The organism is Paenibacillus doosanensis, from assembly GCF_025060755.1.
In the GTDB taxonomy this organism is placed as follows: Bacteria; Bacillota; Bacilli; order Paenibacillales; family NBRC-103111; genus Paenibacillus_S; species Paenibacillus_S doosanensis.
In genome coordinates, this window is record NZ_JANYUY010000006.1 from 163719 (window position 1) to 184798 (window position 21080).

General features: G+C 54.3%; 24 protein-coding genes, 2 tRNA genes and 2 riboswitches. Of the genes, 3 read left to right on the forward strand and 23 right to left on the reverse strand.

Annotation, left to right across the window (positions count from 1 at the left end; genetic code table 11):
* Window positions 1–35 precede the first annotated feature (35 nt).
* From trpB to N0M98_RS07620, 6 genes are all read right to left on the reverse strand, one after another.
* Complete coding sequence (gene trpB, locus N0M98_RS07595; protein WP_249860212.1) at window positions 36–1199, reverse strand: tryptophan synthase subunit beta; 1164 nt, start codon at window positions 1197–1199, stop codon at window positions 36–38.
* Between the two features lie 195 nt (window positions 1200–1394).
* A complete protein-coding gene (gene glyA / locus N0M98_RS07600; RefSeq protein ID WP_249860213.1) occupies window positions 1395–2642 on the reverse strand; it encodes a serine hydroxymethyltransferase in 1248 nt (415 codons plus the stop codon).
* A gap of 110 nt (window positions 2643–2752) precedes the next feature.
* Entirely contained in the window at window positions 2753–3382 is a 630-nt protein-coding gene (locus tag N0M98_RS07605; protein WP_375295456.1) for a TIGR01440 family protein, read from the reverse strand.
* 25 nt (window positions 3383–3407) lie between these two features.
* On the reverse strand, window positions 3408–3866 hold the full coding sequence (gene rpiB / locus N0M98_RS07610; RefSeq protein ID WP_249860214.1) for a ribose 5-phosphate isomerase B: 459 nt from the start codon (window positions 3864–3866) through the stop codon (window positions 3408–3410).
* A 99-nt stretch (window positions 3867–3965) separates the two neighbouring features.
* Window positions 3966–4046, reverse strand: a riboswitch (ZMP/ZTP riboswitch).
* 75 nt (window positions 4047–4121) lie between these two features.
* Entirely contained in the window at window positions 4122–4700 is a 579-nt protein-coding gene (locus N0M98_RS07615) for a low molecular weight protein arginine phosphatase (RefSeq protein WP_259617448.1), read from the reverse strand.
* 102 nt (window positions 4701–4802) lie between these two features.
* Entirely contained in the window at window positions 4803–5366 is a 564-nt protein-coding gene (locus N0M98_RS07620; RefSeq protein WP_249860216.1) for a manganese efflux pump MntP, read from the reverse strand.
* A gap of 146 nt (window positions 5367–5512) precedes the next feature.
* Here N0M98_RS07620 and N0M98_RS07625 point away from each other — a divergent pair, with 146 nt between their 5' ends.
* A complete protein-coding gene (locus N0M98_RS07625) occupies window positions 5513–5935 on the forward strand; it encodes an NUDIX domain-containing protein (protein ID WP_259617449.1) in 423 nt (140 codons plus the stop codon).
* A 444-nt stretch (window positions 5936–6379) separates the two neighbouring features.
* Here N0M98_RS07625 and N0M98_RS07630 read toward each other — a convergent pair whose 3' ends face one another.
* The 6 genes from N0M98_RS07630 to N0M98_RS07655 all read right to left on the reverse strand — a co-directional run bounded on the left by N0M98_RS07630 (window position 6380) and on the right by N0M98_RS07655 (window position 13024).
* Complete coding sequence (locus tag N0M98_RS07630; protein WP_259617450.1) at window positions 6380–7468, reverse strand: L-threonylcarbamoyladenylate synthase; 1089 nt, start codon at window positions 7466–7468, stop codon at window positions 6380–6382.
* 193 nt (window positions 7469–7661) lie between these two features.
* Window positions 7662–8471: a stage II sporulation protein R gene (gene spoIIR / locus N0M98_RS07635; RefSeq protein ID WP_259617451.1), complete on the reverse strand. Its 810-nt coding sequence runs from the start codon at window positions 8469–8471 to the stop codon at window positions 7662–7664.
* Between the two features lie 342 nt (window positions 8472–8813).
* Window positions 8814–9839, reverse strand: a complete 1026-nt coding sequence (locus N0M98_RS07640; RefSeq protein ID WP_259617452.1) for a N5-glutamine methyltransferase family protein — start codon at window positions 9837–9839, stop codon at window positions 8814–8816.
* 4 nt (window positions 9840–9843) lie between these two features.
* On the reverse strand, window positions 9844–10917 hold the full coding sequence (prfA, locus tag N0M98_RS07645; protein WP_249860222.1) for a peptide chain release factor 1: 1074 nt from the start codon (window positions 10915–10917) through the stop codon (window positions 9844–9846).
* A gap of 42 nt (window positions 10918–10959) precedes the next feature.
* Complete coding sequence (ychF, locus tag N0M98_RS07650; protein WP_249860223.1) at window positions 10960–12060, reverse strand: redox-regulated ATPase YchF; 1101 nt, start codon at window positions 12058–12060, stop codon at window positions 10960–10962.
* A 250-nt stretch (window positions 12061–12310) separates the two neighbouring features.
* A complete protein-coding gene (locus tag N0M98_RS07655) occupies window positions 12311–13024 on the reverse strand; it encodes a PilZ domain-containing protein (RefSeq protein ID WP_259617453.1) in 714 nt (237 codons plus the stop codon).
* Between the two features lie 148 nt (window positions 13025–13172).
* A riboswitch (cyclic di-GMP riboswitch) is annotated at window positions 13173–13260 on the reverse strand.
* Window positions 13261–13577: 317 nt separating this feature from the next.
* Here N0M98_RS07655 and N0M98_RS07660 point away from each other — a divergent pair.
* Complete coding sequence (locus tag N0M98_RS07660) at window positions 13578–14018, forward strand: thiol-disulfide oxidoreductase DCC family protein (protein ID WP_259617454.1); 441 nt, start codon at window positions 13578–13580, stop codon at window positions 14016–14018.
* 200 nt (window positions 14019–14218) lie between these two features.
* A complete protein-coding gene (gene tadA, locus N0M98_RS07665) occupies window positions 14219–14677 on the forward strand; it encodes a tRNA adenosine(34) deaminase TadA (RefSeq protein ID WP_349655151.1) in 459 nt (152 codons plus the stop codon).
* A gap of 79 nt (window positions 14678–14756) precedes the next feature.
* On the opposite strand, the gene N0M98_RS07670 is transcribed toward tadA, so the two are convergent.
* The 11 genes from N0M98_RS07670 to N0M98_RS07720 form a co-directional block, all read right to left on the reverse strand.
* Window positions 14757–15419 carry a LiaF transmembrane domain-containing protein gene (locus tag N0M98_RS07670; RefSeq protein ID WP_259617455.1) on the reverse strand — a complete coding sequence of 221 codons (663 nt, stop codon included), beginning with the start codon at window positions 15417–15419 and terminating at the stop codon, window positions 14757–14759.
* Between the two features lie 4 nt (window positions 15420–15423).
* Entirely contained in the window at window positions 15424–16521 is a 1098-nt protein-coding gene (locus N0M98_RS07675) for a hypothetical protein (protein WP_259617456.1), read from the reverse strand.
* Window positions 16521–17030, reverse strand: a complete 510-nt coding sequence (locus tag N0M98_RS07680; RefSeq protein WP_259617457.1) for an anti-sigma factor — start codon at window positions 17028–17030, stop codon at window positions 16521–16523. The genes N0M98_RS07675 and N0M98_RS07680 overlap by 1 nt, the downstream gene beginning before the upstream one ends.
* A complete protein-coding gene (locus N0M98_RS07685) occupies window positions 17027–17542 on the reverse strand; it encodes an RNA polymerase sigma factor (RefSeq protein ID WP_259617458.1) in 516 nt (171 codons plus the stop codon). The genes N0M98_RS07680 and N0M98_RS07685 overlap by 4 nt, the downstream gene beginning before the upstream one ends.
* Before the next feature lie 171 nt (window positions 17543–17713).
* Window positions 17714–18316: a DJ-1/PfpI family protein gene (locus N0M98_RS07690; RefSeq protein WP_259617459.1), complete on the reverse strand. Its 603-nt coding sequence runs from the start codon at window positions 18314–18316 to the stop codon at window positions 17714–17716.
* Window positions 18317–18654: 338 nt separating this feature from the next.
* Window positions 18655–18731, reverse strand: a tRNA-Arg gene (locus N0M98_RS07695).
* 73 nt (window positions 18732–18804) lie between these two features.
* Window positions 18805–19551 (reverse strand): type I methionyl aminopeptidase, encoded by a 747-nt coding sequence (gene map, locus N0M98_RS07700; RefSeq protein ID WP_249860231.1) that lies wholly within the window; start codon window positions 19549–19551, stop codon window positions 18805–18807.
* 434 nt (window positions 19552–19985) lie between these two features.
* Window positions 19986–20132: a small acid-soluble spore protein P gene (locus tag N0M98_RS07705; protein ID WP_249860232.1), complete on the reverse strand. Its 147-nt coding sequence runs from the start codon at window positions 20130–20132 to the stop codon at window positions 19986–19988.
* Window positions 20133–20147: 15 nt separating this feature from the next.
* On the reverse strand, window positions 20148–20342 hold the full coding sequence (locus N0M98_RS07710) for a hypothetical protein (protein ID WP_259617460.1): 195 nt from the start codon (window positions 20340–20342) through the stop codon (window positions 20148–20150).
* A 25-nt stretch (window positions 20343–20367) separates the two neighbouring features.
* Window positions 20368–20712, reverse strand: coding sequence for a hypothetical protein (locus N0M98_RS07715; protein ID WP_259617461.1), 345 nt, complete (start codon window positions 20710–20712; stop codon window positions 20368–20370).
* A 254-nt stretch (window positions 20713–20966) separates the two neighbouring features.
* A tRNA-Ser gene (locus tag N0M98_RS07720) sits at window positions 20967–21056 on the reverse strand.
* Window positions 21057–21080: the final 24 nt, after the last annotated feature.

The following is a 21080-nucleotide window of genomic DNA, read 5'->3' on the forward strand; positions in this document are numbered from 1 at the left end:
TACCGCCGCGGAAAGGGGGCTTATGGATTGACGTCTTACTGGTTCTGCAGCATATGGAACACTTGTTCCACATCCTTGTCTCCCCGGCCGGACAGATTAACGATCAGAATATCGTCGCGGCTCAGCTCGGGAGCGAGCTTCAATGCATAGGCTACGGCATGGGCGCTCTCCAGCGCCGGAATGATGCCTTCGGTTTTGGACAGCACTTGGAAGGCGTTCAGCACTTCCTCGTTCGTTACCGTGTAATATTCCGCGCGCCCGCTTGTCTTCAAATGGCTGTGCTCCGGCCCGATGCCCGGATAATCCAGCCCGGCCGCAATCGAGTAGGTTTTGCGCGGCTCGCCGTTCTCATCGAGCAGCACGAGGCATTTGAAGCCGTGCAGAATGCCCGGAACGCCTTCCGATAACGTCGGCGCCTGGTCCGGTTCCACACCGATCAAACGAACCGACGGTTCATCGATGTAGTGGGCGAACGAGCCGATCGCGTTGCTTCCGCCGCCGGCGCAGGCCAGTACGGCGGTCGGCAGCCGGCCTTCCTTCTCCATAATTTGACGTTTGGATTCCTCGCTGATGACCGATTGAAAATGCTTGACCATCGTCGGGAACGGATGGGGACCTACGGCCGATCCTAGCAAATAGAAGGTGTTCCGGTAGTTTTGCACCAGATCCCCCAGCGCCTCGTCCACCGCATCCTTCAGTCTGCCTTGGCCTTTATCTACGGCAACCACCTTCGCTCCCAGCAACTCCATGCGAAATACGTTCAAAGCCTGGCGGCGCGTGTCCTCGGCACCCATATAAATCGTGCAATCCATATCGAACATCGCGCATACCGTCGCCGTAGCGACCCCGTGCTGGCCCGCTCCCGTTTCCGCGATGATGCGCTTCGCGCCCATCCGCTTGGCAAGCAGAATTTGTCCCAGCACATTGTTAATTTTATGCGAGCCGGTATGGTTCAAATCTTCGCGCTTTAAATAAATTTTCGCGCCGCCGAGCTTCTCCGTCAAATGCTGGGCATACGTAAGCGGATTTTCCCGGCCGACGTATTCTCTCAAGTAGTATTGAAACTCCTGAACAAACTCCGGATCGTTCTTATATTTCTCGAACTGCTCCGTCAAATAATCCATCACTTCTTGAAGCTCGGGAGGAATAAAACTGCCCCCAAATTCCCCAAAGTAACCTGCGGTTTGTACCGAATCCATCCGTTGCCTTCCTCCTCCAAAACGAAAGTAAAGTCCTGGTATTCATTGTACTAGACCGCCTCCGGGTTGGACAAGCACCGGGTTGCCCGACAAGCTGTTTTTTTCGCGGAAATGCGCCCGCTTGCGTCGACCGCGACAACAAAAAAGAGCCGACGGCCACCAAACGGCGGCGCCGGCTCTGTGCAAGGCTAAATGTTAGTAAGAAAGTCCGGGATACAGCGGGAATTGAGCGGTCAAGTCTTTAACCATGCCGCGCGCTTTGTCATGCACTGCCGCATCGGCAGGATTTTTCAAAGTCAAAGCGATAATTTTGGCGATCGTCTTCATCGCTTCTTGATCCATGCCGCGGGATGTAGCGGCCGGAGTGCCCACGCGGATACCGCTTGTGATCATCGGCTTCGCCGGATCGAACGGAATCGCGTTTTTGTTGACCGTAACGCCCACTTCGTCAAGCAGATGCTCGGCGTCTTTACCGCTAATGTTCAAATTGCGCAGGTCGATCAGCATCAAGTGGTTGTCGGTACCGCCGGATACGAGATCGACGCCTTCGGCGATCAACGACTCGGCCAGCGTTTTGGCGTTGTTGACGACGTTTTGCGCATACGTTTTGAACTCAGGCTGCAGCGCTTCGCCGAACGATACGGCTTTGGCCGCGATCGTATGCATCAGCGGTCCGCCTTGCGTGCCCGGGAATACCGCTTTATCGATAGCCGCCGCCCATGGCTTGCGGCACAGGATCATACCGCCGCGAGGACCGCGCAGCGTCTTGTGCGTCGTCGTCGTGACGAAATGAGCGTAAGGAACCGGATTCTGGTGCAAGCCTGCCGCTACAAGGCCGGCGATGTGCGCCATATCGACCATCAAGAGAGCACCGACATCGTTAGCGATCTGGCCCAATGCTTCGAAGTCGATCATACGCGGATAAGCGCTCGCTCCGGCAACGATCATGCGGGGCTTATGCTTGAACGCCGCTTTGCGGACTTCGTCATAATCGATCCGGGAATCGGATTCTCTGACGCCGTAAGCGACGAAGTTGTACAAGAGACCGGAAGCGTTGACCGGGCTGCCGTGCGTCAAATGGCCGCCGTGCGCCAGGTTCATGCCGAGCACGGTATCTCCGGGCTGCAGCGCAGCCAAATAAACCGCCATGTTCGCTTGCGCGCCGGAGTGAGGCTGCACGTTCGCATGTTCTGCGCCGAACAATTCTTTAGCGCGGTCGCGTGCGATCTCTTCGACGATGTCGACGTATTCGCAGCCGCCGTAGTAGCGTCTGCCCGGATAACCTTCGGCATATTTGTTCGTCAGGACGGTGCCCATAGCTTGCATAACGGCTTCGCTGACAAAGTTTTCGGAAGCGATCAGTTCGATTTTATCGCGCTGGCGGCCAATTTCAAGATTCATAGCCTCGACGATTTTCGGGTCTTGTTTGCGTAATTGTTCCACGGATAAATCCTCCTTTATGATCATGAGATAGATTTAAAATGAATCCTGTTCATGCAGGTATTGCCTTTTATGTTATAAACCGATTCGTTCCTCCGGCGGCCGGCAAGCGGTCAGGAGCACGTCCCCTCGCCGTCCGGTTCCGCCGTATAGACGGCCCGAGCGCCGCCAATCAGCTTAGGACGCGTATAGGCCATCTGCACATACGCTTGACCGATCATCCGTATGGACGGTCTAAGAGGGACCGCCACCCGCTTCAGATGCATGCCGATCAGCGTGCCGCCGATATCGATACCGGCATGGGCTTCGATCGTCTCCACGACCAAGGCGTCCTTCAGATGCTTGAAAGCGTAGGACGCCATAGAACCGCCGGCGCGGGGCACCGGTACGACCGCAACCTGCTCCAGCCGATACTCCCGCATCGCTGCCCGCTCCACGACCAGCGCGCGGTTCAGATGCTCGCAGCATTGAAACGCGGGGTAAAAGCCGGATTCGGCACGCACCGTCTCTATTGCGGCAAACAACTGCTCGGCAACCCGCTCCGTTCCGGATGTGCCGATGTGCTTGCCGAGCACCTCGCTCGTGCTTGTCCCGAACACGACAATTTGCCCCGGCTGAATGCCGCCCGCCCGGACCAGCTCGCGAAGCGCTTGTTCCATCGGAGCGCGAATCGCGCCAAAATCCAGTGCGTCGGAACCTGTTGATACGTCAAGACCGGAATGTTCGCTGTTGTTCAAGATCATCGCCTCTTCCTGTCAAGCTGCCCGCTTAAGGATGAATCGCGTACTTGTCTTCCAATGCTTTGACTTTATTGATCCGGTTTTGATGGCGTTCCCCTTGCGAAAATTCGGTTTCGAGCCAGATTTTCACAATCTCCTGCGCGACTCCCGGCCCGATCACTCTCTCGCCCATCGCAAGCACATTCGTATCGTTGTGCTCTCGCGTCGCTTTAGCGGAGAATAAGTCGTGAACCAGCGCACAGCGAATGCCCGGCACCTTGTTCGCGGCGATCGTCATGCCGATCCCCGTTCCGCAGATCAGAATCCCTTTGTCCGCTTGGCCGGCAACGACTTGATCGCATACCGCAATCGCATAATCCGGATAATCGACGGAATCCGAACAATTACAGCCCAGATCGGTGACCTGATGCCCGAGCGATTCGATAAACCCAATCAATTCATCCTTCAAACGAACTCCCGCGTGGTCTGCTCCCATTGCAATTTTCATGTGTCTTTAGCCTCCTAACCATAGTTAGCTTCATTATACCCGAAATATGGCTGAAACACGAAAAAAGAGCATACTGCGTGCTGATATCAGCACGACGATGCTCTTTGCCCAGGCGACCGGCCGTATACCCCGATGCTCCACTGTGGTTACTCCCACTCGTCGCCAGTTACACCGGGTCTGTTCATGTACCCTTATCATAACGGAAATGACGTTTCCTGTAAAGCCTAAAACGGCTCTAAGCGCGAACCTGCGCGTTTAATTTTTAAGCTTCGCAATCAGCTTGACAAGCGCCCCTTCAATTTCGGCGGCGCACTCGCGGTACAGCGATAACGGGCCTCCGAACGGGTCGGCGATATCATAGTCGGGCAGCCTGCGTTCCAGCGTTAAAATCCGCGCCCGCTCCTCGTCCGTAACTTGCTGGGACAAAGCGCGCTTAACCTGAAGATCGGCAATCAGCCGCTCCATTTCGGCAATGCGCTCGGCCGCTCCCGGGTCGTCCTCGACGAACTCCTTCAGCGTGAAAATTTTGTCCATATGCTCCGGATATTTTCCGATCGCATGCTGTTTATGGCCGGAAGTCATCGTCAAAATCACATCGGCCCATTCCATTAGCGGCTTCGTCAAAGCGTTGGAGGTGATGCTGTCGTCAAAGCCTTTTTCTTTTAAAACCGAGGCGGCGTGATTGGACACGGGCGACCCGTCGAATGCCGCAACCCCGGCCGAGCGAACTTCAATATGCCGCAAATCGTGCTCCTCCAGCATCCTCCTAAGAATCCCTTCGGCCATCGGACTGCGGCAGGTATTGCCTGTGCAAACGAATAAGATTCGATTCATGGGGATTCCCTGCCTTTTTCTCAAATTGTACATTAACATCATTGTACCTTAAAACGCTGCAAATAGGGACAGCGAGATCATCCATTTTTGGCAAATCCAAGCTTATAGTAAAAAATGCAGGCCGAAAGCCAGCAGGATAACGCCTCCCATGGCTTCCCCATATTCGCCTATCCAGCGTCCCATTTTGCTGCCGAGCAGCAGGCCGATTATAGACATCATCCCTCCGACCGTGCCGAACATCACCACGGTGAGCGCCATATCGCCGGCGAACATGCCGAGCGATACGCCGACGGAGAACGAATCGATGCTGACGCTAAGCGCAAACAGCGTAATCCCCCATAGCGTCCGGTGATCGATCGACCTCGTCTCTTCTCCCTTTAGGGAGCTGTATACCATATGTACGCCAAGCAGTAGGAGCAGGGCTCCGCCGGCCTTGGTAGCTATGCCGCCGAGCAGCGAGCTGACATAGCTCCCCATAAACATCCCCAGCAGGGGCATGAGCATATGGAACAAAGCGATCACTACGCTAAGCTTCAAAATATCCAGCTTCCGTATGCCCTTCATGCCAATCCCTATGCCCAGCGACAGCGCGTCCAGCCCGAGGGCGACAGCCATAATGAATATTGCAATGAATTGCCCCAGCATTAGCGGCGTTGCCCAATCCATATCCCCTTACCCCCTGTCCCGTTCCTAATCAACATATGCGGACGAGTAGGGAAACATGCCTTCGGGCGCCCAGCCGGGCATCGGGATGTTGTGATATAATGCCGGAATGAGTCTTACATCCCATTTATCGCAGGAGGAATCCGATTATGAGCATCTCATCCCCTCGCATCGGCGTCGGCGCGGTCATACTAAATCCCGAGCGGCGGGTGCTGCTGGTTTTGCGCAAAAAACATCCCGAAGCCGAAACATGGAGCATCCCCGGAGGCAAGCTGGAGCTGTATGAATCGTTGGAGCAGGCCGTCCTCCGCGAAGTAAACGAAGAAGTCGGTCTTGATCTGAAGCGCGTGGCGATGCTGTGCACGGCCGAAACGATAAGGCCGGATAACGGCGAGCATTGGATCTCTATTATCTACAAGGCCGAAGGCGTCCAAGGCACGGCCCGTAACTTGGAGCCGGAAGCTATCGGCGACATAGGCTGGTTTCCGTTGAATGACCTCCCGGAACCGATCGCCTGCTTTACAAAGCCTGCCCTGGAGAGATGCGCGCAGCTGTCTTCCGGACCTTATTAGCATTATGACAACAAGCATCTCCCGCTTCGTCGGAAAATATCCGCATCTGTGGGAGGACAGAAGCCAGCGCGAGTGCAGCAAGGTGAAATGAAACAATAGTAACCTCGTCTCGTATGATTGCAGGAACAAATCCCCCAAAAGTGACGTGATACACTGAAGCTTATTCCGTCCGCATCCAGCCTAGGCTGGATCGGCGTCTAACCATCCCGCTGGGATCGTTCTATGGGTAGACTTTACTTTCGGGGCAGCACCCGGATTTCCACAGGAAATGGCTGCGCATCATTTCCTGAACAACGAAAAAAACATCTTCGGACCGCAGCGCCAAAGCGATGCGGCCGAAGATGTTCCATAACAGGAGCGTATGCGCGGCAGAACCATCGCTGCGCCTGCTTATATGGCAAGATTAACGATAGCAAGTTAAGAGATTAAAATAAATAAATTCCCTCACACGCGGATGACCGTATCTCCGGCAGCCTTGCGCAGCCGGTTCATGATCGCGGCCCCGATACCTTCCTCGAGGCAAGCTTCGGCCATAATGAAGTCCGCGCCGACTTCATCAAACTCACGCAGCGCGGCGTACAGGCCGTGCGCCACCGATTCCAGGTCGCCGAGGCTGCCGCAGGCGACCACATGATCCGCGCGCAGAGCGCCGGCGTGCTCACGGTAGGTGAGGACGCCGGTACGCTCCCCGCGCGCGCGGGCGGCATCGAGCTCGCGCTGGATGCGAGCGAGCACCCGTTCAGGCGCATCGCCCTGAACGAGAGTCATCACGCCGCGCGGCGCGTAGTGCGTGTATTTCATCCCCGGCGCGCGCGGCGCCGCGGCGGCATCCTCCCGGTGCGCCGTCTCGCGCACCGTAACGCCGGGCAGCGCGGCGCGCAGCTGCGCCGCGGTAACGCCACCCGGCCGCAGGATGTGGAGTACCCCAGCCCTCGCCCCGGCTTCGCCTTCAGGCGCTGCGGGCACGTACTCCACCACCGTCGACTCCAGACCGACGCCGGTCGGTCCCCCGTCGACGATGCCGCCGATGCGGCCGCCGAGATCCTCCAACACATGCGACGCCTGTGTTGGGCTGGGCCTGCCCGAGCGGTTCGCGCTCGGCGCGGCGACAGGGCAGTCTGCGGCGGCGATCAGCCGCAGCGCGACCGGGTGGTCGGGCATGCGCACCCCGACCGTTGACAGCCCCGCGGTAACCAGCGGGGAGAGAACGCCGGGCTTGACCGGCAGCACGACGGTCAAGGGGCCGGGCCAGAACGCGTCGAGCAAACGCGAAACGGCCTCGTCCGGGGAAGCCGCAAGCTCCTCCAGCTGAGACCGGTCGGCGATATGCACGATCAGCGGGTTATCGGACGGCCTGCCTTTGGCCGCAAAGATTTGTTCAACGGCTGCGGTTTGCCTCGCATCGGCTCCCAGCCCGTAGACGGTTTCGGTCGGAAAGGCGACCGTCCCGCCTTCCTGAAGCACTTGGGCCGCTTCCTGAAGCCATTCCGGCCGCGGACCATCCGCTGCTGCAACTTTCCAGTACGTCGTCATCCTCATTCCATCCTTATCGCAATTATCTTCCTATTTCCGAGGGCTCCTCCGGAGGCTCCAAAGCCGATTCGCTCCGGCGGGAAACCATATCCATCGAGAAGCCGTATCTATGAATGGGACGCGCAATTACGCGCATCCCGGCATTTTCCGCTTTCCAGCGTCTCTCGCTCCGCAGCCGCCGTTTCATCATCGTTCAAGCGAACAGGGAGCCGAGCTTTTTCAATAAATCCCACAGAAAGAAGTGAATTTCCGGTTGAACCGGCTCGGCGTCGACCGCCGCAACTACCGGTTGGCCCCCGGCCGCTTTAGCCTGCGATTCGGAAGACGCATGGGCCTTAGACTCCTTGACTGCAGCCGTCTTCGCTTCGCTTGCAGTCTTACCGCTAGGACCTGCCGATGCTTCTTTTTCTTTAACGGAGGAATCGGCCGGAACCGCTTGCGCATGAACTTCGTCTTCTTTCTTCGCAATCACTTCCGAGTCGACGAAGCACAGCGGCGGGAACAGCACACACCACCAATTTTGCCCTTCGGCTTTTCCGATCGATACGCGAAGCGCCTCATAATCACCGGCAGGATACACCTCGTTGCCGTACATTTTGGTCGGGAACGGCACGATGCCCAGCTCCACTTGATACGAGTAGGAGAAACCGTTTTTCTTGAGCGTGGCGCCGACAAGCTCGCTGAGCTCCGGCAAATGGGCGCGAACGGTTTGTCTCGCTTCGTCAATGGTTTGAGGACCGGTCACCCACTGCTTCATTTGCTCCACGATCGCATCGCGAACCTCGCGTTTGACCCATTGATCGGAGGGGGAATCAGAGTTGGCCAGAATGCGCAGACGAATCGATTCCTGAGGGATCAGACCTTTCTGATCTTCCCCCGCCCCGCCGTTCATATTCGAAGCGTAGACCACAGCGTTATTGCGCTGAGCTTCCCAACAAGAGATTAATAGAATAAGTGCAAAAACGATATAAAAATAACGCAGTCTGGAAGTCCGCTTCACCATGATTATTACCCCTCTCGAATCGGTATCATAGTATTAGTATGAACCGATTAAAGAGGGTTTAAACCTAGCAATCTATCTTTTTGGGATACGAAATCGATAGGATGCTAGGAGTCTGTCCGACGGAGTTGCTTTTGTGCATAGCGAAGAATACTGACTGCCTTTTTTGCCGCTAACGCTGCATGATCACTGTCGTTTTGCATATATACCTTCTACGTCGTTCATCGGACAGACTCCCAGATACGCGATGACAAAGCGGCCCGAGAGCCTACAGCCGGCAGGTTGCGGCAGCGAACGGCCTCCCCGATCGGCCGCAGATCGCGCGTCTATCGCATCCTTTATGAATCACTCGACCGAGCCTGTCTGCATCTCAGGCTCGTTATATCGAACGGCAATCACATGCCGGTCGATTCCGGCCAAATCCGGTATGATCCGAACTTCATCCCATTTCGCCGCAGCGGACAGCATTTGCGCCACAGCGGAAGCCTGCCCCATGCCGACCTCCAGGCCGACGAGCGAAGGCATCGCCGCAAGCTCTGCCAGCTGCGCGATCAGACGGCGGTACAGCTCCAGCCCGTCCTTCCCGCCGTAGAGCGCGGAAGGCGGCTCGTACAGCCGTACCTCCGGCTGCAGCCCCTCCTCATCCGCCTCCGGAATGTACGGCGGATTGGACACGACCGCATCGAGGCGCAACCCCTGCTCGATGTAAGGCTTCAGCAGGTCGCCCTCCAGGAACGCGACCCGCCCTTCAACCCCGTTGCGCCGGGCGTTATCCCGGGCAATCGCCAGAGCGGCCGGCGAAATGTCCGAGCTCATAAGGCGCCACTCCGGACATTGTACGGCCAAGGTGACGGCGATTGCCCCGCTCCCCGCGCCGATGTCGGCCACCAGCGGCGGCTCTCCCCGCTGCAGCCGCAGTTCCCCTTCGGCCTGCCGCATATCCGGCTTCCGATCTGCCGCCCGTTCTGCATGATCGGCCCCTACATCATTCCTCTTATGTCTCGCCGATCCGTCGGACCACAGCTTCCTGCCGAGCAGCACAACCTGCTCGACAAGCAGCTCCGTCTCCGGCCGCGGAATCAGCACGGCCGGAGTCACCGTAAAGGGAAGCCCGTAAAACTCCTGCTCCCCGATAATATACTGCACGGGCTCCCCAGCAGCCTTGCGTTCCAACAGCTGGCGCCATTCCTCAAGCCGTTCCACGGGGAACAATTCCTGCCAGCGCAGCAGCAGCTCGCTGCGGCTCCACCCGAACAGATGCTGCAGCAGCAGCTCCGCGCAGCTGGCCGCTTCATTCACGCGATGTCCCTGTAAAAAAGAAGAAGCCTCCACATAGGCTTCACGAATAGTAGGCTTCCGTTCAACGGTCATCTGTTTATGCTTGTTCTCCTTTATCCATAAGCTCCGATTGCGTGGCAATCGTCAGCGCGGACACGATCTCTTCCATATCTCCGTTCAGCACGGCATCCAAACGATGCAGCGTAAGCCCGATCCGATGATCCGTCACACGACTTTGCGGGAAGTTGTACGTCCGAATCCGTTCGCTGCGATCCCCCGTACCGACTTTGCTTTTCCGCTCGCCGGCGTACTTGGACATCTCTTCCTGCTGGAGCTTGTCGAAAATCCGGGCGCGCAGCACCTGCAGCGCCTTTTCTTTATTCGAGTTCTGCGATTTCCCGTCCTGGCATGTCGCCACGATTCCGGTAGGAACGTGGGTTACGCGAACGGCCGATTTCGTCGTATTGACGGACTGTCCGCCGGCGCCGCTGGAGCAGAACGTATCGACGCGAATATCGTTATCGTTAATTTCAATATCGATATCCTCCATCTCCGGCAGCACAGCCACCGTTGAGGTCGACGTATGAATGCGTCCGCCCGACTCGGTCGTCGGAATGCGCTGCACCCGGTGAGCGCCGCTCTCGAATTTCAGCTTGCTGTAAGCCCCTTTGCCGTTCACCATAAAAATAATTTCTTTAAATCCGCCCAGATCGTTCATGCTGACATCCATAATCTCGGTACGCCAGCCCTGCATATCCGCGTATTTCGTGTACATCCGGTACAAGTCCGATGCGAACAACGCCGCCTCGTCTCCGCCCGCCGCGCCGCGAATCTCCACAATGACGTTCTTATCGTCGTTAGGGTCTTTGGGAAGCATCAAAATTTTAATGCGCTCCTCAAGCTCCTCCTTGCGCTGGGTCAACTCTTCCAGCTCCATTTTGACAAGCTCGCGCATTTCATCGTCCAGCTTCTCGTTTTGCATGACCCGCGCAGCATCATACTGCTCAACGACGCTTTTATATTCCGTGTAAGCTTCATAAGCTTCCTGCAAATCGGACTGCTCTTTGGAATACTCCCGCAGCTTCTTCGTATCGCTAGTTACGTCCGGATCGCATAACAGCTCGCTTAATTTCTCGTACCGGTCCGCCAGCGATTGCAGTCTGTCCAACATGTTGATTCACCCCTTATGCCTGTATATCCGTTATTATATAGTTTAGACGTTAAAACGGAAGTGCATAACATCTCCGTCCTGCACCACGTATTCTTTTCCTTCCAGCCGAAGCTGCCCCTTCTCCTTGGCCGCATTCATCGATCCGGCAGCCACCAGCTCGTCGTAGCTGACGACCTCCGCACGGATAAACCCGCGCTCGAAGTCGGTGTGAATGACGCCGGCCGCTTGCGGCGCTTTGGTTCCTCTGCGAATCGTCCATGCGCGCACTTCCTGCACGCCGGCCGTAAAATACGTATACAAACCGAGCAGCTTGTAAGCGGCCTTGATCAGACGGTTCAAGCCCGATTCCTGAAGACCGAGCTCCTCAAGGAACATCGCCTTGTCTTCGCCCTCCAGCTCGGCGATTTCCGATTCCACCTTGGCGCTAATTGGCACGACTTCCGCGCCTTCCTTGGCTGCGTACTCGCGCACCTGCTGCACGAACGGATTATCGTCCGCCGCGGCCACTTCCTCCTCGCTCACATTGGCCGCATACAGCATCGGCTTCATCGTCAGCAAGTGCAGATCGCGGATCAGCAGCTTCTCCTCGTCGCTCAGCTCCACGCTGCGCGCCGGTTTGTCGTTGTACAGCGCCTCTTTGATCCGCTCCAGACATTCCACCTCGGCCGCGTATTTTTTGTCGCCGCCCTTCATGTTTTTGCGGGAACGGTCAATGCGCTTCTCCACCGACTCCACATCGGCCAGAATCAGCTCCAGGTTAATCGTTTCGATGTCGCTGATCGGGTTTACCGTCCCGGAGACATGGGTAATATTTTCATCCTGAAAGCATCTGACCACATGAACGATCGCATCCACTTCACGGATATGCGCCAGAAACTTGTTGCCCAATCCTTCTCCGCGGCTTGCGCCTTTGACCAAGCCCGCAATGTCTACGAATTCAAACGCCGTAGGCACAACATTCTTGGGAACGACGATCTCGGTAAGCTTGACAAGACGCTCATCGGGAACCTCCACCACACCGACGTTCGGATCTATCGTACAAAAAGGGTAATTCGCCGACTCTGCGCCCGCTTGCGTAATCGCATTAAACAAAGTGGATTTGCCAACGTTCGGCAGGCCCACAATCCCCGCTTTTAAAGCCATGTATAGGACAACTCCTTAGTTAACGTTATTCAATATCCCTAAATATTTATTATATCGCAAAAATGGGGTCTCTGTCACCTTTGTGCCGCTTTTCCATATTTTATTTGGCAAGCGACGAACAGAAGGCGAACCCCCTCCTCCGAAAAAGCGACATGATGCTTCGAGGCTGATTCCGTCCGCATTTTCCTATGCAACAAGCAGCCGACCCGCTCGGGCGGCGGATCGGCTGCTTTTCATACGACTGAAGCATCTATTTAAACAATCTTTTCTCCGCGTTCTCATGCTTGCGGCTGAAGTAGGCTTCCACTTGCTTTCGCAGGATGTACGCCCGCAAAGAAGTCGATTTATCCCCGCTTAGGTCGATAAATTGGGCGCCGTAATAATGGCGTTCCCCCAGCATCTCCTGCCTTACGATCTCCGCCTTTCCGATCAAATCGAATCCAAGCTCCAGTTCCACTTCGATCTGCCCGGCATTTCCAAGCCCCAGCTCTTCCCGCACGGTAAAACCGATGCCGCTGACGCTAATATTCATCAGATGGATGGCCAACTTAGGATCAAGCTCCCGCCGCTGCTGCCTTCCCGTTCCGATCACGGCGTGGATAAGACCGTTCTCGTCCACCTCCACCCGCGGATGCTCCCTCTTCTCGGCGAAAAGACGCTGATTATGCGGCGGATTAATCAGCATTAGCGAGCCGTGATCTTTGGCCACCACGCTGGACTGGAACGTGTAGATACCGCCCGGCGAGTAGACCGTGATTTTCACGGAGTCCCCCAAATCAAACTGCTTGAACTCCGACATTTCGATCTCGAGTATATCCCCTTCCGCATAGGACAGCACCCCGGTCGAGATAAAATTATCCTTCTCCACCGCCGTCCGGCTGTGCAGCAAAATGCCGGCAGGGCTTTTGTACTTCTCTCCGGTGTAATCGTAGCCCGCTTTGGCTGCTGCCGGCTTTAATGACATGACAGATCCCCCTTTCGCTCACATGATATCGGTTTGATGCAGCGCCATTGTGCTTGTCCGCTAGATCGCAGCCCAAATAAAGACCGTCCTCCTCCGTCTCCGGAAAACCGCCTTCAACCACCGGGCATTCTTTATAATACCTTCCTTATTCGGCGGCCAGGCTGTCATAGTCCCAACGGACCTTAGACCCTGTAGCTTTGCGTCCCTGCCTTTCGGCAGGTTTGCTATGGACGAACAGACTACATCAGTATTTGCTTCTAGTGCGATGCATCTACAGCCCATTAGGAACATAGACCTATTCCTTTTATTATACAAGGGCAGCCTTGATTCAGGCAACTGCCTGCGATTAGGATTAACGAATTCTACACATACAGGTATAATAAGAGCAGAACGCATTTGGGATACGAGACGATTCTTGCCGGGCACCGTCTCCGATTTCTTAAATCGATAACCCGCGAATAGGTTGAAGTCCAGGGACAAAGGCGAACGCTACCGCTTCTAAGCCAGTTTGTCTTCCCTAAACTATTGCTATATGACAGAAAAGGTGAATCGTATGGATACGAACCGAATCCGCCCGTCAGCGGAAAGCCTCACGCAAGGTCGCCTTATCGTTTTGTTCGATGGAGAATGCCGCTTTTGCAGCGGATGGGTGAAATTTCTCATCCGGCACGACCGGGCCGATCGCTTCCGCTTTGCCCCGCTCCAATCCGAAGCGGCTCGTTCTCTGCTGCCTTCAGCGGCGCTTTCCGCAGCGGATATGGACTCCGTCGTATTGCTTGACGGCGAGGACGTCTACACGCACTCTTCCGCCGTACTACGCATATGCCGTCGATTGGGCGGCGGCTGGGCGCTGCTCGGAGTCTTCAGTTTCATCCCGTCCCGGCTTCGCGACGCCCTATACCGCTGGGTCGCCAAACACCGTTACCTTATAGCCGGACGAGAGCAGAGCTGCATCGTTCCGACGGAAGAAATCCGGCGCAAATTTATCGGCTGAATGTTCCTTTATTCTCTCTGGCACAGAGGCGACCTTTACCAAATTTCAAGGGAATTGCAGGCGATATCCCCAGTTTCTACAGAGGAATGTGAACAATATTGAAGTTATCCACAATGTTATCCACAGCATGTTAACAAATCGAATATTTGTTCGTTTGGCGGGCTTTGTGGATAAGTAAAACGTAGAAAAGAGGTGCCTGTGTGCAAGAACATATTCCATTTATGAACGCAGCCATTGAAGAAGCCCGCAAGGCCGAAGCGCTGCTCGAAGTGCCTATCGGCGCCGTCGTCGTCTGGCAGGATCGAATCATCGGCCGCGGGCATAATCTGCGCGAAACGTCGCGCGACCCGCTCTCCCATGCCGAGCTTATCGCGATCAAGGAAGCCAGCAATTATCTGCAAGCGTGGCGGCTGCTCGATTGCCGGCTGTATGTCACGCTGGAGCCTTGCCCGATGTGCGCCGGGGCGATCGTCCAAGCCCGGATTCCGCAGGTCATCTACGGCACCGCCGATCCCAAGGCTGGCTGCGCAGGCACATTGATGAACCTGCTGCAGGAAGAGCGGTTTAACCATCGCGTCGACGTTGTCAGCGGCGTCCTCCAGGAAGAGTGCAGCTCGATGCTGACGCAATTTTTCCGCCGTCTGCGGGGTAAAGCATAAAAGCAGGAGCACGGGTTGAACCGGCTCCTGCTTCTTTTTTTGCGGCGATACCGCTTTGGCCCCGCGACTATCCGTCTTTTTATGAGATAACGCGATTGTCCGCTCCCCTAAGCTCGACCTGCACATCCTGGGGCAGCACTACCGTCACCGTCATCCAAGGATAATAGGAATTCAGCCCTTGTTCCGTTGGAAGCGGCTTAATCTGTACGTACATCGTTTCTCCCGCCGTATGTACCGAAACAACCTGCTCCTTTTGCAGAGGATGAGATGTCTCGCCCGCCTTCAGCCGCTCCCGGAACGTACCGAATACCTGCAGCTCCCGTACGGACGACTTGTCGATTTTGATTCTCGAATCGGCCGACTGGACTACCACTTTTTTCACGCTATCCCCAAGCGCTTCCTTAACGGGCGGAAGATCGCGGGTTTCCTCCTTGGCCCCCAGCATGGAGCGCACTTCCCCAACAAGACCTACGGACGTAAGAAGTGTAAAACCGAGACAGCCGACGCACAGCATCCCTACGAAAAACAAACTCATCATATCGTAATGAATGCGGCTTTCTTCCTTGCGGGAAAAGCTTAAGTAGACGATAATCTCCAATCCGAGCAGCACCAAAATCAGCGGCCACCACGTAATAAACGTATCGAATGCCTCCAGCCCCTTCCACTGGGAAGCAAACAAAATGCAGCCTAATAAAATGAGGGATATTCCCATCGACAGCGTTCCTACGCGCCATTTTTTCATCGTTTCAGCTCCTTTTATTTTTGCTTCCCAGCAGTAAGCGAAGTCCTCCGCCGATCAAAATAACGGATACAAGGAACGTTTGGAAATATTGATGGAACAGCATCGAAATCCGTTCCTTCGGAAACATCCGGTCCAGCGCGCTTAGCAGCACTTCGTCCAGCAAGTAATAAGCGCCGAGCACCAGCAAAATAATGCCGACCCATTTCTGATGATTAATCAGCCAATCGACGAACGGAATATCTTTAAGCTCCTCGCGGTCTTGCTTGGATATCAGCTGCAGCGCATCGAAAAAGCTGTAAAACCACAAAATAGGGATCAGGAACAGAAAAATCGATAACCGCAGCACATCCATAATGTACACGCATAGCAGGAAGGCCGCCATCAGCTGCAAGCCGCGTTTTTGCAGACCAAGGTACATATGCCCTGCTCCGGGAACGATGGAGAGGAAGGTCGCGATCATTTTGCTTTTACGCCCGTCCTCGCGGCTGTCCTGGAAATCGTCAAAGAACGTTTGATCGATCAGCGCCTCGCCCCGCTGCTTGCGATTGAGCTGCTGAATGCAATCGAACATGGAGTACAGCCAGATGATCGGCAGGATGGCGAGGAAAGCTAGAAATCCCTCTCTATGCGTAAGAATCGCAATGAAAAATACCATCGCTAAACTTCCGAAGAATGCAATGAGGAAGGCGAGCCCGCGCTGCATCAACCCCAGATGAAAATGGCCGAGACCCGGAATAAACGATAACAGAATGGTCAGAAATCGGTCGTTATCTTTGGGCTGAATGACCGTCGCCCTGGTATCTCCCGTATAATACGCCGCATGCGTATTGGTTGCCAGCGGCTCCATGCGGCCTCTGACCAACGTAATGACCATATCGATCATATTAATCAGCCCTACCAACAGCGCCACCACCAGCAGAAAAGCTAAAAACTCCCCGTTATATCGGTATTTCCCCGTAATAACGAGCAGGAACATCAGCAGAACCGGCCCGAAAAAACCGAAGCCGTACAGCACAGCCCGTACGATCCGATTCAAGTATAAGTGTCCCATTCCGGGGATGAAAGATAACAGCAGCGCTGTCATCGGATTTTTAGGTTGCATTATCGTGTTCCCCCTTTGTCCTGTTTAGGCTGGATCGCATCCAGCATACCGATGGTTTTATCCATAATCTGGTGGGATACGGAAGGCCGCGATGATTCCTGCAGCATTCCCGCCGCTTCCACGTTCGTTTCAGCCTTTCCGATTCGGTCTGCTAACGATTGGAAGGCTCCGGTTCCCATCAACAGAATCGTTATAACCGCAGCTACCATATAATGGAACAGCGGATGCCGGAAGAACGCCGGCGTTTTGGGGCGCCGCTGCCGAACCTCGACAGGCTCGGTTAAAAGAGCCTCTTCCTTGCCGATTTGCCGCATAACCGATTCGGAGATCGTGACGGAAGCTGAATTCGGCAGCTCCGGCAGCTCTTCTCCGGACGCGTCCAGACATTGCATATACCGCTCAAGACACTGGTCGCATGAGCCCAGGTGCGCTTCATATTGCAGCTGCTCATCCGCCGATAGCTGCTGCCTTACATATCGGCTCCACTGCTGAATCGTATAATGATTCATCCCCACTCCTCCTCTTTCCAATGCTTGCGAATCCAGTGCTTGGCGCGATACAGCTTCGATTCCACCGTCTTCAAGGTAACTCCTTGCTCTACTGCAATTTGTTGATAGCTCTTGTCCTCAATATAAAATGCAACCAGCACATCGCGGTAATTATCCGGCAAATCATCCAGACATTCCCGAACCCGCTGCTGTCTCTGTTTATACAACACTTCATCCTCTACCGTGTTCGCGGAGTCGTCCGGAAGCAGCAGCTCCGGCTCGTCCGTCAACTGCTCCCGTTTACGCTCCAATGCCCGTTTATAATCAATGGCTTTGTTCACGGTAATTCGGGTAATCCACGTCTTAAAGCCTTGATGCTTATATTGAGGGAGAGAAGCATAAATCTTCAACAGCGCTTCCTGCGTCACATCTTCTGCGTCCTTAGTTGAGCGCAGCACCGAAAACGCAACTTGGAACAAATACGGATTGTATTTGTCCATAATGAAGCGAAATGACTGCACATCGCCGGCCAATATGCGTTCAATCCATTCCGTTTCCTCTGAGATGTTCTCCCCCTCCTCTCCTTACTAATAGACGGATGTATCCGCCAAACCACTGCACTTGTTTTCAAAAAAATTTCGCACATTGAAAAAAACTGCCGGAAGGGCAGCTTCATCAACGGGTCCTATCGTATTTTTTCTCTTTTAAACCGTGTAATCGCCATCGCCATTCGGTACGCCTGTGCGGTAATAAGGATAATCCATCGACTGCTGAATGCCCTTCGCAACCTCTGCTCCGGCTAGAAGTTCCACGAGGAACAATCCGACATCGATTGAAGCGGCGACGCCTCCCCCAGTGATCATGTTACCGTCCTTGACGATACGGCTGCGCGCTACCTCCTTGCAGTAAGGCTCAAGCAGCTCGTACGCCGTAGGATTGGTAGTGGCACGCTTATCCTCCAGCCAGCCTGCCGCTCCAAGCAACAGCGCCCCGGTACATACGGATACCTTCATAGCGGAATCGCTAGCCGTCTGCAGCCAGGCGATAAATTCTGGATCGTTCCTAAGCTGTCTCGTGGGCATGCCGCCGGGAATGAAAATCATATCGTATTCGGCAAGATCCGGGCTCGTTTTGTTAACGCTAATCGTGACGCCCCGGTCATCCTTAACCTCTTTTGTCGTTGCGCACAAATCCCAAGTAATCTTCTCTTTATATCCGTCAATTCTTGAAAGTCTAGTCACGGCATCGAAGAAACCGTAAAAATCGAGCGTCGTCATTCGATCAAATACGATAAAAGCAATGTTCATGTTAAGCCCTCCTCTTGACCCTTTGGATTATATATACATAACGTCCTACGGCAGCGGCAGCTATGACGATAACGGCCGAATATGTAGAATTGGATTCCATTGTATAAGAACAAATCCCCCAAAAGTGACGTGATGCTCCGAAGCTTATTCCGTCCGCATCCAGCCTAAGCCGGATCGGCGTCTAACCCTTCCCCTGGGATCGTTCTATGGGTAGAGACATTACTTTTGGGGGAGCACCCGGATATCCACAGGAAATTGCTACGCATCATTTCCTAAACAACAAAAAAAACCCCTGCATATGCAGAAGATTTGTTATAAACATCATCGTTTTGTGAAAATGGCGCGCCCGATACGATTCGAACGTACGACCTGCAGTTTAGGAAACTGTCGCTCTATCCTGCTGAGCTACGGGCGCGCGGTAAATCTTATTATACCATAGTTCGATGCGGGAAAAAAGGCCGTCTCGAGCCTTTTCACCGAATTCCGACCTACAACTCCGTCAAAATAACGGGCCCCTCCTTGGTAATCGCTACGGTATGCTCGAACTGAGCGGACAAGGAACCGTCCCATGTGCGCGCCGTCCACCCGTCCATTTCCACGAACATTTCATAGCCGCCGGCATTGATCATCGGCTCGATCGTAATGACCATCCCTTCCTTCAGCTTAAAGCCTTTCCCCGGCGTCCCGACATGGGGGAAGGTAGGCTCTTCATGCAGCGACCGTCCGACGCCATGCCCTACCAGATCGCGGACGACGGAGAAGCCTGCTCCTTCCGCATGCTTCTGCACGACATGCATCACATCCCCGATTCTCGCCCCTGCTACCGCCTTAGGAATCGCCAGATCGAGGCATTCTTTCGTCACTCTGACCAGCTTCTCCGCATCGGGAGACAGCTTGCCGACGGCATAAGTCCGGGCCGAATCGGCGATCCATCCGTCGACGCTGCATACGATATCGATTTTGACAATATCCCCGCCGCGTAAAGGGGTGCTGTTGGGAAATCCGTGAGCGATAACATCGTTGATCGACGCGCATGTCGCATAAGGGAATCCTTTGTAGCCTTTGGTTACCTGTTTGGCGCCGTTTTGTACCAAAAACTGCTCGGCAAAATCGTTAATCTCCAGCGTTGTCATTCCGGGCCGAATCATTTGCGCGATTTGTTGATGGCAGCGAGCCAATATGCGTCCCGCTTTGCGAATATATGCGATCTCTTCCGGTGTTTTTAATATGACCATACTGCTTCGCCTCCCGTTATGCTACCATTGTACGCAGCAGGGAGGGAAAGTGACCGTTCCTCATACACGGTCACCCTAAGGAAGTAATACGCCATCTTCACATTTCATAAGCAAAATCAGTTTCCATTTTATTTCCTTCGTGCTAAAATGATGAGAATGCCAGGAATGAGGTGTGGGACAGCGTGTTCGATGATAACAAGCTATTTTTTATTGTATTCGATGAATTTACGATTTCCATTTGCTCAATGCTTGACGATGTATGCGAACAATTAACGTTAGGGGGTCACTATACGGATACGCCGGCGACGAAGAAGCTGCGCAGCAGCTGGTCGTTGAGTGTTTCCACTATTTGTCTGCGAAAAATCCGTAATATAAAAACGACAGCTCCCTGCAGAAGACTGAAGGAGCTGTCGCCGCACGATATTCGATTATATTCAGCCTTCGCCGTTATTGTGCCTGGAATGATTGGCCTGCTTTACTTTTTTCGAACCGGACAAAGGCTCCGTCGGCTGATGGTTCGCCTCGCTGCGTTGTTTTTGTCCGCTTGGAGGGTTGACAGGCTGAGCAATATCTTTAGGCATAGGTTAAACCTCCCTTTAATTCGTTGCTTTATTCGATAAAGTCGCTTCCGGAGTTTGCATAGGTTCGTCATGATTCAGTGCATCTTGGTGGCGGCGGTCATTCGTTTGCTGCTGCAGCTGCTGCGCATGATGACTGTTTACCGCAGTCTGGTCGAGATCTTTGACCACATTTTGCAGATTTTTATCTACACTGCTCTTATTTTTCGTCACAGCCTATCCCTCCGTTGCTTATCTGTCACTTCGTTACAGCGTGAAGCTGCTGAGCGCATTCATGAATATGACGGACGTAATCATCGATAAGCGTTTGAATGATCGTCGTGCGTTCGTCTACGTTACGGCCGTCGCATTCCACATCGACCAGCTCCACTTGCACTTCTCGGGAATCCACATACGTACATTTAAAGTCAAAGCTATAATTCGAGTGCGCGGCCGTAGCAATATGAATGCGAAGCACGTTCGATTCCGCTTCATCTGCCAGTACCTCCGCCCGATCCGATTCGTTCAGCACGGTAGGCAACGTTCTCGACCAAGCTGCCGCCAGCTGCTGCTGGTCTACTGTCAGCGTATCTGTCTTAACCATCTTATCAACACCTCCACATGTTTAAGGTGCGATTACGCCTCCCTCTTTATGCGCATTGTCATAAGCAAAAAAAGGAACTGCTGTACGCCGCCATGCCCAAGAAAACCCGGAAGTCCGTAAGCGCTCGGCGGGAAGAAAAGCTGCGAATCACGGCATTTCATTTAAAAAAACGCAAAAAAGCTGCGGCATCCTCTAAAGGATACAGCAGCTTTATATACAACAACAATATGTACTTCGCAACATTCGTCTAAGAATGGCGGAGAGGGTGGGATTCGAACCCACGGTGCCCGCAAAGACACGGCGGTTTTCAAGACCGCTGCCTTAAACCACTCGACCACCTCTCCGGGTGACAAATTGGATTGTATCAC

Excerpts from the sequence above, each read along its gene's own strand:
- N0M98_RS07690 (WP_259617459.1), bottom strand. The coding sequence starts at position 18,316 with ATGAACATTGCTTTTATCGTATTTGATCGAATGACGACGCTCGATTTT.
- map (WP_249860231.1), bottom strand. The coding sequence starts at position 19,551 with ATGGTCATATTAAAAACACCGGAAGAGATCGCATATATTCGCAAAGCG.
- N0M98_RS07680 (WP_259617457.1), bottom strand. The coding sequence starts at position 17,030 with ATGAATCATTATACGATTCAGCAGTGGAGCCGATATGTAAGGCAGCAG.
- N0M98_RS07630 (WP_259617450.1), bottom strand. The coding sequence starts at position 7,468 with ATGACGACGTACTGGAAAGTTGCAGCAGCGGATGGTCCGCGGCCGGAA.
- N0M98_RS07615 (WP_259617448.1), bottom strand. The coding sequence starts at position 4,700 with ATGAATCGAATCTTATTCGTTTGCACAGGCAATACCTGCCGCAGTCCG.
- prfA (WP_249860222.1), bottom strand. The coding sequence starts at position 10,917 with ATGTTGGACAGACTGCAATCGCTGGCGGACCGGTACGAGAAATTAAGC.
- trpB (WP_249860212.1), bottom strand. The coding sequence starts at position 1,199 with ATGGATTCGGTACAAACCGCAGGTTACTTTGGGGAATTTGGGGGCAGT.
- rpiB (WP_249860214.1), bottom strand. The coding sequence starts at position 3,866 with ATGAAAATTGCAATGGGAGCAGACCACGCGGGAGTTCGTTTGAAGGAT.
- N0M98_RS07605 (WP_375295456.1), bottom strand. The coding sequence starts at position 3,382 with ATGATCTTGAACAACAGCGAACATTCCGGTCTTGACGTATCAACAGGT.
- N0M98_RS07715 (WP_259617461.1), bottom strand. The coding sequence starts at position 20,712 with ATGGTTAAGACAGATACGCTGACAGTAGACCAGCAGCAGCTGGCGGCA.
- ychF (WP_249860223.1), bottom strand. The coding sequence starts at position 12,060 with ATGGCTTTAAAAGCGGGGATTGTGGGCCTGCCGAACGTTGGCAAATCC.
- N0M98_RS07625 (WP_259617449.1), top strand. The coding sequence starts at position 5,513 with ATGAGCATCTCATCCCCTCGCATCGGCGTCGGCGCGGTCATACTAAAT.
- N0M98_RS07670 (WP_259617455.1), bottom strand. The coding sequence starts at position 15,419 with ATGAAAAAATGGCGCGTAGGAACGCTGTCGATGGGAATATCCCTCATT.
- N0M98_RS07675 (WP_259617456.1), bottom strand. The coding sequence starts at position 16,521 with ATGCAACCTAAAAATCCGATGACAGCGCTGCTGTTATCTTTCATCCCC.
- N0M98_RS07620 (WP_249860216.1), bottom strand. The coding sequence starts at position 5,366 with ATGGATTGGGCAACGCCGCTAATGCTGGGGCAATTCATTGCAATATTC.
- N0M98_RS07660 (WP_259617454.1), top strand. The coding sequence starts at position 13,578 with ATGGATACGAACCGAATCCGCCCGTCAGCGGAAAGCCTCACGCAAGGT.
- N0M98_RS07640 (WP_259617452.1), bottom strand. The coding sequence starts at position 9,839 with ATGACCGTTGAACGGAAGCCTACTATTCGTGAAGCCTATGTGGAGGCT.
- N0M98_RS07655 (WP_259617453.1), bottom strand. The coding sequence starts at position 13,024 with ATGTCATTAAAGCCGGCAGCAGCCAAAGCGGGCTACGATTACACCGGA.
- N0M98_RS07705 (WP_249860232.1), bottom strand. The coding sequence starts at position 20,132 with ATGCCTAAAGATATTGCTCAGCCTGTCAACCCTCCAAGCGGACAAAAA.
- spoIIR (WP_259617451.1), bottom strand. The coding sequence starts at position 8,471 with ATGGTGAAGCGGACTTCCAGACTGCGTTATTTTTATATCGTTTTTGCA.